The sequence below is a fragment of the Moritella viscosa genome, assembly GCF_900120065.1.
Taxonomy (GTDB): Bacteria; Pseudomonadota; Gammaproteobacteria; order Enterobacterales; family Moritellaceae; genus Moritella; species Moritella viscosa.
In genome coordinates this window covers 57,501-68,390 of record NZ_FPLG01000115.1, presented here as the reverse complement: position 1 = coordinate 68,390, position 10,890 = coordinate 57,501, and the positions used below count along the sequence as shown (strand labels likewise).

9 protein-coding genes are annotated in these 10,890 nt (G+C 37.8%); 5 read left to right on the top strand and 4 right to left on the bottom strand.

All coding sequences use genetic code 11. The annotated features are described in order from the left end of the window. The first annotated feature begins 155 nt into the window (after positions 1 to 155). The 5 genes from BT797_RS19700 to BT797_RS19680 all read left to right on the top strand — a co-directional run bounded on the left by BT797_RS19700 (position 156) and on the right by BT797_RS19680 (position 6,257). Positions 156 to 656 (top strand): YdeI/OmpD-associated family protein, encoded by a 501-nt coding sequence (locus BT797_RS19700; RefSeq protein WP_139291712.1) that lies wholly within the window; start codon positions 156 to 158, stop codon positions 654 to 656. Between the two features lie 158 nt (positions 657 to 814). After that, positions 815 to 1,189: an isochorismatase family protein gene (locus tag BT797_RS19695; RefSeq protein ID WP_244534255.1), complete on the top strand. Its 375-nt coding sequence runs from the start codon at positions 815 to 817 to the stop codon at positions 1,187 to 1,189. Between the two features lie 723 nt (positions 1,190 to 1,912). Next, on the top strand, positions 1,913 to 3,712 hold the full coding sequence (locus BT797_RS19690) for a leukocidin family pore-forming toxin (RefSeq protein ID WP_075473242.1): 1,800 nt from the start codon (positions 1,913 to 1,915) through the stop codon (positions 3,710 to 3,712). 282 nt (positions 3,713 to 3,994) lie between these two features. Further along, positions 3,995 to 5,284 (top strand): methyl-accepting chemotaxis protein, encoded by a 1,290-nt coding sequence (locus BT797_RS24740; protein WP_075473241.1) that lies wholly within the window; start codon positions 3,995 to 3,997, stop codon positions 5,282 to 5,284. A gap of 322 nt (positions 5,285 to 5,606) precedes the next feature. Then, a complete protein-coding gene (locus BT797_RS19680; protein ID WP_075473240.1) occupies positions 5,607 to 6,257 on the top strand; it encodes a PEP-CTERM sorting domain-containing protein in 651 nt (216 codons plus the stop codon). Between the two features lie 144 nt (positions 6,258 to 6,401). Here BT797_RS19680 and fabA read toward each other — a convergent pair whose 3' ends face one another. The 4 genes from fabA to BT797_RS19660 all read right to left on the bottom strand — a co-directional run bounded on the left by fabA (position 6,402) and on the right by BT797_RS19660 (position 10,766). Further along, on the bottom strand, positions 6,402 to 6,920 hold the full coding sequence (fabA, locus tag BT797_RS19675; protein ID WP_170860797.1) for a bifunctional 3-hydroxydecanoyl-ACP dehydratase/trans-2-decenoyl-ACP isomerase: 519 nt from the start codon (positions 6,918 to 6,920) through the stop codon (positions 6,402 to 6,404). Between the two features lie 94 nt (positions 6,921 to 7,014). Beyond that, the gene (locus BT797_RS19670) at positions 7,015 to 8,988 is read right to left on the bottom strand and encodes an AAA family ATPase (protein ID WP_244534254.1); all 1,974 of its coding nucleotides are present in this window, start codon (positions 8,986 to 8,988) and stop codon (positions 7,015 to 7,017) included. Between the two features lie 245 nt (positions 8,989 to 9,233). After that, positions 9,234 to 9,773 carry a DUF2058 domain-containing protein gene (locus BT797_RS19665; RefSeq protein ID WP_045110384.1) on the bottom strand — a complete coding sequence of 180 codons (540 nt, stop codon included), beginning with the start codon at positions 9,771 to 9,773 and terminating at the stop codon, positions 9,234 to 9,236. Between the two features lie 159 nt (positions 9,774 to 9,932). Next, a complete protein-coding gene (locus BT797_RS19660; RefSeq protein WP_045110385.1) occupies positions 9,933 to 10,766 on the bottom strand; it encodes a Tim44 domain-containing protein in 834 nt (277 codons plus the stop codon). Positions 10,767 to 10,890: the final 124 nt, after the last annotated feature.

Genomic DNA, 10,890 nt, shown 5'->3' with positions numbered 1-10,890 from the left:
TAGAATTAAACCACATCAGATATGACAGCAGAACAAAAAAAGACTCTTCCACCTAAAGGAGCTTCGTATCAAATTATAGTCGATGGCATTGTAAAATGGACATTACTGGAAAAAGCTTATAAGAGTTTAGCGATTGGTTAGAGGAACATACTGAAGTGAGTGAACTTTGGGTGGGTTATTTCAGGAAGAATACAGGAATTACAAGCCTTACATGGTCTGAATCGGTAGATGTTGCTCTTTGTTTTGGCTGGATTGACGGTATACGAAAAACAATTGATGAACAAAGCTATAAGATTCGCTTTACTCCGCGCAAAATGACGAGTGTATGGAGTGCTGTGAACGTAAGAAAAGTAAAAGCATTAGTAGAGCTTGGAAAGATGAAACCAGCAGGGATGCACCTTTTTAACAACAGAAGCGATGCACAAGGTTATTCCTCTGAACAAAGAAATGTGCAACTTGCCAGAGAATATGAAGAGAAAATCAAGCTAAATCAGCCAGCTTGGCTATTCTTTACTAATTTAGCACCATCATATAAAAGAGACTCTATCTGGTGGATAATGAGTGCTAAAAAAGAAGAAACACGATTAAAGAGGCTTGGTATATTGATTGCTTCATCTGAAGCTGCGCTAAAAATACCAACTTTACGAAAGAAGTAATCATTTTACCGACTAAGTAGCGTCGCCATCAGAGGATTATTATGAATTCTGCAGTTTTAGTTATTGATGTTCAGTCGATCTTATTCGACCCGGAACCTCACCATATGAATCCCAAGTGATATTAGATAAAATTTATTCAGCATGAGCAGCCTAATTCCGTGATTGAGTATAGCTGCGACGGTTGGAAGTTACAGTCGACACTCATTACACAAGCATGTGACCATTTTGTTCGAAAAACAACGCCAGATTTATTCTTGAATACGAATCTCCAAAGTCAGCTAAAAGCGTTAGGAGTCGATAGCCTAATAGTATGTGGTTATGCGTCTGAGTTTTGTGTTGATACGACAGTTCGGAGAGCTGCAGGTTTAGGCTATCCAGTGAGTTTGATATCAGATGATCATACTACTCATAATAAAGATCATGCCACAGCGGCTCATATTCAAGCACACCATAATGCCACATTACCCAATATATCTAGCTTTGGTGTAAAGATTGAAGCAATTCTTGCAGAAAGCCTTAGGGGACAGGGCTAACAAGTGTTCAAAATACTTTATCGAATCTAAAATGAGATCGTTATAGGGCTAGTTGGCTAACGCATCTCAGTCCTATTTTTATTTAACCCACAAACTACACTTTTTACCTACTGCTAACCACAAGCACCAGTTATTCATCGCCTAATTATGATTCTGTTATCTCCCAAGGTTCATACATAGAATTATCAGGTTTAACGCGGATAATGCCGCTTGGTAACATCAGTAATAGCTCCACCAACAAGTATCTTCAAAAATTACGCCTACCTTTAATAATTTACCTGCCATTTACCTTTGGGTGGAAAGTATTCTATTTATATCCTTATGTATCCATTTGCTCGAAAATAAAACCATTTTGGGTTGTGAATCAACCAGATGTATACGTTTTTATTAGAATGTTCATCTAAACAGGTAAATATAAATACAAACACAAATACCTAGGTGATAATAATTCTCATTGTTATTTGGGTGTGGAATATGAAAGAATATATTACTTATAATTTTAAATATTTCAATGCAGTTCAAGAATCCTAGTCATATTTTAATGGATTCGGTAGCCCTTTGTGACATGTTTCACCTTCGTTTAAGTTGTTCTTGTGAAAGCATAGAAATCCATTAGCAAAATGGAGGCGAGGTAGTGAAAAAATATCATGTTCCTTTTGGTTAGAATCCAAAAGGTCATAGGCAACTTACTTATTACTTACTTACGATAAAGAGGAAAAAATTATGATACGACAAGTCAGCCTTATAATGCTTACTATGTTGGGACTCACTGCTACAACAGCTAGGGCGGCTGAAATTAATGAGCCTGTCGGTTTAGCTATTAATATGTTGAGCGGGTTGCAGGATGTAAGTTCTGTGAATTATATTAATGGGGAATATTTACTCGATGACGATGTTGTCGCACCTTCATTGAAAGAGATAAGAACACAAGTTTTGAATGGAAATAAACGCTATTTTTTAGACTTTAGTAATATTAACAATGAAGTAGATAAAAATATTGCAAAAGGAAAATTACGTCATAGTATCGGGATCGGATTAGCTGGTGATATGATTATAATTAGCGGACATAAAGGTGAGCTGATGTTCTCTCAGTTAGATGGAGGTGATGATCCAAGAATTACTCTGCTAGAAGCTGGGCCAAAGCAATTATCGCGAAGCCGTCGTAGCTTAACTCCAAATAATACTATCCCTGCAATGTCTTATTATGTCGATGTAAGTCATCGTATCACCGATCAAGAATGTAATATGACATGGGATACTTTCGATGGCCCGATTAGAGGCTATAACCGATGTGAAAACGCGAATATTTCTTTAATTTATAAGGTAAACCTTCTGCGTTCACTGCAATTCGGTACACAAGGTTCTTTAACACCAGATGCAAAAATAGTGCGAATAAGTATTGACGATTCAACTCAGGGAGCGGGGATTCATCTAAATAATAGACTTGCAGGGTCTATTATAACGTCTAGAGGGATTCCGTGGCCAGAAGGCGGAAATGAGGCGGAATTTGTTACTACGGCTATAGCAAAAAATTATGATTTTAATTTCACTGCGCAAAATGCTAAAGCTAAGGTTTTAAGAACGTTACCATCAAAAAATCTTAACGCTAACTATACTCATAAAGAAACTTCAACGTTTAATATTGGTATCAGTGGTGGTGTAGAGGCTGACAAAAGTGGTCCTAAAATAAAATTAGATGCCAATATGGGCTGGAGTGAATCTAAATGGTTAACATTTGATACTCGCGATTATCGTGTTGAATTAACTAATAATGATGAACAGCATGTCGGGTTTAAATGGGCAAGACAACAATATTCAAATGCTGAGTCAATTAGAAATGTAAAAACGCATGGTATTAGTGCTGATCTAGGTATCCCTGCAAATCTAAGTCTTATTAATCCAATTGGTTACGCAAGTTTTAAACCTCAAATAGAGGTTATTTATAAAGCGTCACCAAGAGAAACAGGAACAACGGACATTATCATCGACTCTGCTGTAGATATAACAGGCTTCAGATACCGCTCAAGTGTAACCGGACTTTTCGGTGTTCGTACATACTATTCCAACGATAGTGATAATCAGACTTCACGTGTAAGTAAAAAAGAGACTATTATTGTCGATTGGGATCACCCGGTATTCACTGGTGGGCGTCCAGTAAACTTGCAATTGGCACACTTTAATAATAAGTGCATATCTACGGATAATAAACAGAATGTTACTATTCAGACATGTGAAGAAAGTAGCCATCAACAAGCCTTTATTTATAGCCGAACTGGGCAATATGTTAGCGCACGGAATACTGATCTATGTTTAGATGCTAAGAACTTAGGCCACTTACAAATCTGTAATTTACGCGTAAGTCAACGCTGGGAATGGAAGGAAGGAACCGAACAGCTACAAAATAAGCGTTATAAGACGTACTTAGGGCATAATAAAACGACAGGTAAGCTGAGTTTAATTTCTGATGAAGATAGTGATACCAGTATCGAACTGTATACATCTTACGTTGATGTTTTTCACTAATCCTCTGAGCATAAAAGCTAACGTTTAAAGCTAGCAGGTATTTAATTTAGCCCTCAATCATGAGGGCTTTTTGTTATCTATAGAGTGTAACTGACGTCAAGGGGAACGCATGAATTCCTAGATGGAGAAATAGCGCTAATAAACTGTATCTATGAATAGCTGCAAGCAGGTGTAAGGGAGTATAAGCAAGTGTAAGGGAGTTTAAGCAAGCGATTTTAATTTATCCTATAGTGGCTATACTGACCAGAATTTATATATATAGATAATAACTTGAGAGATAGTATGTTTTTTACGAGAAAGTCACCTGCAATACAAAAACCTACTTATAACGATAATGTTGTCGACTCTATAAATAACTCAGTAGCAGCGATTGAATTTGATAACAAGGGAAACATAAAAACGGCTAGCCCACTTTTCCTTAAGGCGTTAGGGTATAGTCTTTATGAAATTGAAGGTGAGCATCACCGTATTTTTTGTAACCGAGAATTTAGCATGAGTTATGAGTATAAAAATTTTTGGAATGATCTTTCTCATGGAAAGGCCCAGTCTGGAACATTTAAGCGCTACAAAAAATCTGGAGATGAAGTTGTTATTGAAGCGACCTACTTTCCCATTTTGAAAGAGGGGGTTGTAGATGGGGTCATGAAAATAGCCAGTGATATCACTATTCAATATAATCAAGCACAGACTCAAAAGGATTTAATTACAGCGCTTAATTGTAGCTTTGCAGTTATTGAATTCGAGCCGAATGGAACAGTGACCGATGCAAATACACTTTTCTTGGACACTTTTTCATATAAATTAGATCAAGTAAAAGGTTCGCATCATCGCATATTTTGCTTCGATAGCTTTTACCAAGAACAACCAGACTTTTGGGAAAGGCTTTCCAAGGGGCATACCTTTTCTGGACGTTTCTTACGAAAAGATGCTAATGGGAAACAAGTATGGATCCAAGCATCTTATAGCCCTGTTTTTGATGCGAATGGCAAAGTATATAAAGTAGTAAAACTTGCATCAGATATAACGTCAGACGTAATGAGAGAGTTAGAAATATCAGATGCTGCAAACATTGCATATAGTACTGCAGTCGAAACATCTCAAGTAGCTCTAGAAGGAAGTAAGGTACTTAATGATTCCGTAGAGCTTTCTAATAAGATGTTGGGAAGTATAAACTTATCAATACAACAGGTAGAAGAGCTGGGAATTTTATCTAAGGATGTTTCTGAAATTGTTAAAACTATTAGTGGGATTGCTGCACAAACGAACCTACTAGCGCTAAATGCTGCGATTGAAGCGGCAAGGGCGGGTGAGCAAGGGCGAGGTTTTGCTGTTGTTGCTGACGAGGTTCGCCAACTTGCCTCTCGCACATCAGCATCAACGGAAGAAATCAACTTAGTTGTAAGCAAAAATCTTGTATTGACTAATGACGTGACGGATTCTATGACTAAAATTGGCTTTGTAGCAGATGAAACTAATTCAAAAATAACAGAAGTATCTTCTATTATGAATGAAATTTATGAAGGTGCCGAAAATGTATCAACAGCAGTTAATAGCTTTAAAGAGCGACGTTAATTATTAACACTTAGGTTGCGATGTCATCGATCTTCGTTATAACAGAATTTCGCAGTTGATGGGGCTTTATATGTAATGAATAAGAGTAAATAGCACTTTTGATATTTATTTCTACTCTTCCAAAGTTACACCGTGTACATGTCAGATTAATTTACACATTAAGAATAAGAAATAACGTGAGCCCTTTAAACAAAGGGCTCGGCGTCTTGGTCTGGTTATTGCAAAACATTTATAGAGAAAAGCTAAAGTATACAATTTAGGTTGTAGAAAATTATATGCATACTCAGTAATTCTCGCAAAATGACCCGATTAAGGAAAGATTATGAAAATTATAAAACTATGTAGAAAAGCTGCATTGTTATCGTGCTTTTTAATCTCTGGTATTGCAAATGCGGGACTCATTAATGGCAGCTTTGAGGTTCCTGTCATTGCTGGTTCGAATCAAATGGTAGCTCCTGCAGCAATGCCTGGATGGGAAACAACAGACAGTGCATTTGAAGTGTGGTCAAGTGGATTCTTAGGTCATCCTTCGCATACGGGAAATCAATTTGTTGAAATAAATGCTTACATTGCAGGCACTTTGTCGCAGGTAGTGTCAGGTATATCTGCCGCTCAAGAGATTGGTTGGGAGTTCGCTCATCGTAGTCGTACAGGCGGTGTAGAAACAATGCGTTTACAAATTACAGACTTGGGTATTGATAATACATTTGGGACTTCTGATGATACCGATTTGTTTAACGATACATTCGCTGCGGGTATCAATACTTGGCAAGTTAATTCAGGCTCTGGGATATTCGCTTTGGGCAACGATATTAAATTTGCATACTCTGCTGTAATTGGCGGTTCTATCGGTAACTTACTTGATTCGGCCTCTTTTGGTGTAGGTGTTGCATCGGTACCAGAACCATCAACTCTAGCTATCTTCTGCTTATGTATCTTAGGACTAGCAACTAGAGCAAGAAAGGGCGTATAGGTAGTCGAGCTAGAGTTAATGTTTTAAAGTTTGGCATACTACATTCGGTGAGTAATGGTAGAAAAAGTGCAGGTAGTTTTATAGTCTGCGCATACAAAAAAGCCTCATTAAAGAGGCTTTTTTAATTACATGTTTTGCAAAAAACTAAAATACGGTAGTGTCTTGGAACAAACCGACTTTAAGATCTTTTGCAGTATAAATGACTTTACCATCGACAAGCATTTCAGCGTCAGCAATACCCATTACCAAACGACGAAGTACAACACGCTTCATGACAATCTTGTACGTTACTTTCTTGTTTGTTGGTAATACTTGGCCTGTGAATTTAACTTCACCTACACCAAGAGCACGACCTTTACCTTTAGCGCCATTCCAACCAAGGAAGAAGCCAACTAATTGCCACATTGCATCTAGGCCTAAGCAGCCTGGCATAACAGGATCACTGTCAAAGTGACAGTCAAAAAACCATAAATCAGGAGTAATATCTAGCTCTGCAATGATTTCACCTTTACCGAACTCACCGCTTGTGCTATCAATGTTTAGAATGCGATCCATCATGAGCATATTGTCTTTTGGAAGACGAATATCAGATTCAAATAACTCACCGTTACCACATTTAACTAAATCTTCTTTACCGAAGCTGTTGCGCTCTGTTGCTGACATAGGTACCACTTGAACCTCTAATTCGTTTATCATAATAATATCCTTGTTATCTTGAAGCCATCTTAGCGTACATCTGTAAGCTAGACAAGTCCAATCAGTTGTCACGTCCCTGTTTAAAGGTTATTCTAGCGTACAATTGTTTAAGTTTTTTTACAAAGCTAGATTCATCATCTTCTAATTTATCATCAATCTCTTCGGAAAGTTTCTGAATTATGCTATAGATGCCTTCATTTTCATCAAGGTCGCCGGCTTTGATATCCATTAACAGTTCGATAGCTTGGTCTATGTGTGTAATAGGGTAGATAGCCAGTTGATTTTGGTTCACTGCAGTGATGAGTTTATCACTTAAATTTAAGTTTACGTTATTTGCTGCAGGAATTAAAACACCCATATTAGTTTGACCGTTTAATTCACAGATACGTAGGAAACCTTCTAGCTTTTCATTAATCCCACCGACAGCAAGCACATTACCAAATTGATCTATTGCACCGGTAACGGCAAGGTTTTGCGCAATTGGTTTCTGTGCCAGTACAGAAAGTAATGCGCAGGTTCCCGCTAATGCCGCGCTATCACCATCAATTTCACCATAGGATTGTTCAAATACTAAATTGGCACTAATCGGTAGTGGCATTGGCTTTGCAAAAGTGTGCGTAAAAAATCCTTGAATAATCATCATAGATTTAGCGTGTATATTACCCGCTAATTCGGCTTTTCGTTCAACATCTGAAATATCACCGTCACCATTTAAATGTCCTGTTGCTGTAATACGAATGGGCTCACCAAAGCTTTCTGGGTGACCGTCTATTTCAAGAACAGATAAACCATTAATTTGACCTATTTTAACACCATTGGTTTCTAAGATAATTTGTTTTTCGATAATACCTTCGTTACTCAGTCGAATGTGCGTATTTAACGCTTCGTGTTGCAGTGTTAACACAGTATTTAAGGTATCACGATCAATCATTTCTAACTTTTGTTCAGAAGCCACATGATGGCAATAGCTCAACAATGTCATTAATTTTGATTCATTTAAGCTAAGGTAGTTATTATGTTCACACCAACGACTGCTTAATTGCAGTAGGCGTGTTAGTCCGTTTGAAGACAAGGGAAGCAACTGAGATTCAGTGATTAATGATTTAATATAACCGATGTATTTTTCGATATTTTGATCGGTGACGTTAAACTCAGCAGGAAAATCGATAAATGAATTCGTAATACTCGACAGTTCTCTATCACCTTCAGCTAGCTGGCTAATCGCGAGCCGATCACCGAGTAAAATGACTTTCACATCGATTGGGGCTGGATCTGGCTTTAATTCTGTTTGTACTGCTTGGTTACTTGAACGCCAATCCAGTGTTCCTTGTTTCATCACCGCTTTTAATTGATACCACAAATCGGGATTGTTAATTAACTCATCAATCTTGATAAGGATATAACCACCATGAGCTTGGTGTATCAGGCCTGGCGTTAGTTGAGCCACGTTGCTGTTGTAACTGCCGTTTTTATAAAGCGTGTCTTGATTACCAAATAAAGTGGTTTGGGTAAGATTACTTGCATCAACGAGATTCGATGTTACCGTCTCGCTATTGGTAAGGATCTTAAATGCGTGTTCAACATTAAACTCATTGAGATTTGATAGCAGTGGCAAAAGGCTTGGATAAGGTTTAATGATGCACGAATTTAACTGTTCGTCCGACCATTTACCTGTCGCAATGATGCTATCAATAAGTTGCTTGAACAAGACTGTTTTATCTCGCCAAATTTCAAAGGCATGTGCACGTCCGATTTTTGTTACATCTTCGATATAACAAATGGATTTAGCACGTTTAGCCGACATAGAGGACAACATATCTGAAAATGATTTGGTGTGTTCAAAGCCTTCAAAATCGGTTGCTATAAGTAGTTTAGCGCTTACTGTATTGTGGAATAATGCGAATAATTTATTATTTTGAGGGTATAACTGGTCTCGCTTTACTGTATCAAACTCATCGAGTTTACAGCGCGAACCAAGATCAAAGACAGGGACTAATTTATCAGCAACAATTTTCTCAATTAACAAGGCTATCACTCATTGGAAGGTAGATAGTTAAATTATATGAGATTGTCGTATAAACAGATAGGATTATTCACATGTTGTCATGAATTGATGCTTTAAAGCGGAATTAATAACCAGAACTGACGGTGTTAACAAAAATGGCCATTATTTTATAAGTGTTTATATTTACGATTGATAGTCCAAAACTAACCCCATAAAAAATGTGTATAAACTGATACACATCGGGGTTAGCTGGACGCATGATTAATGTTTTTTTATTACCACATTAGATCATCAGGGATCTGGAAATCAGCATACGGGTCGTCTTCTTCCACTTCCGTTGAGGTGTTTTCATTCAGTACCAGTACGTATGCTTCATCAACAGCTCTAATTTTGTCGATAGCAATACCTGGCATAACATAAGACTTACCTTCAAGTACACATAAACCAATTTGACCTTTAGTTAATGCGTTATAGCTTGGTTGATCGACAGATAGTGTCTTAACCTTGTTATCAAGCACATAGTTAAACGACAACTCACCAGCGAAATCCGTGATGTGAAGTTGTTGAATCATTTGCTTCACTTTGCCATGCTCGGACTTAAGCTCAATTTTTTCTTGGATCACTTTATTTCGATCTGCATCTAACTGTGCTTGAGCTTCTTTTTGGGCTTTAATATCATCTTGTAGACTGGTGTCTGCTGTCTGCTGATTTTTACGCACAGCTTTATTTTTTTTATTTTTTTCTTTACGGATTTTCTTCGCTTTTTTTTCATCGCCTAAACCGGCTTTTAAAAGCTGTTCTTGTAATGATGCCATGGTTTTGAATTCCTGTAGTTTTCGTTTATGCGCGGATCATAGCAGTGTTAACTTTAATTCGCCAGATCCAAACACGGATAGACATTATCATTGATTTTAGTGATCAAAAAAGGCGGTGATTAGCCGCCTTTTTAATATTAAACTCGGTAATAAGCGTGATTATTGCTCGATACCTGTAATTAACCATGGTGCATTTTCTTGTGTCAGATTACGCTCTAAATGCCACACTTCGTTGATGTCTGCTTCTACATCTTCATGGCCATCACGGTAGCGACCATTAAATTTAACACTTACTTGCGAAAGTGATGCTGTAGATTCAGCACGAACTAACTCTGCGTCAAGGAACATTACTTCTGTATGTTGCTCGCCTTCAAGTTCTTTACGTTGTACACGTAATTCATTGTATAACTCGATGGATACGTATTCTTGGATTGTGTCTAAATCATTTTCATTCCAAGCTTTCTGTAGTGTTTTATAATGACTACGCGCACCCGTTAAGAAATTCGTTAAATCAAAGTCTGCTGGTAGGTTAAATGGCACATCATTGCTGACGCCAGAAAAACCGCCTTGGCTTGCGTTGGTAAACGTTGCATCAGATGGTGCTTCTTGTCTAAATGCTGGACCACATGCAGTTTGCGGTGAGCCTTGTTGTGATGCTGCTTTTGCCCGCATCATGCCTTTGAACAAGCGGAATAATAAGAAGGCAACACCGGCCATGATAATCATGTCCATGAATTGGAAACCTTCAAAAGCACCACCAAACATAGATGCGATTAAGCCACCAACAAGTAGGCCACCTAGCATACCGCCTAGCATGCCTTTTTTGCTCATACCTGGTTTAGCAGGTGTTGCTGCCGCAGGCGTTTGTTTTTGTGGTGCTGTCTTGTAGCTCTTACCAAAAGATTTACTGCCACCGAATTTTTTAGCGTGTACTTCAGGCGCCGCTAATGAGAAAGCGAATACCATCATTAGAACAGTTAAAATATTTTTCATTATATCCCTTCAATTAATACAAATGTCGTACGCGTATTTTACGTAACAGCATAATAGCAATGGTGTCGCAGGCGTCAATTGCCTTTGGTTACTATTTACACTAGTTGACATAAAATGTCGGTGA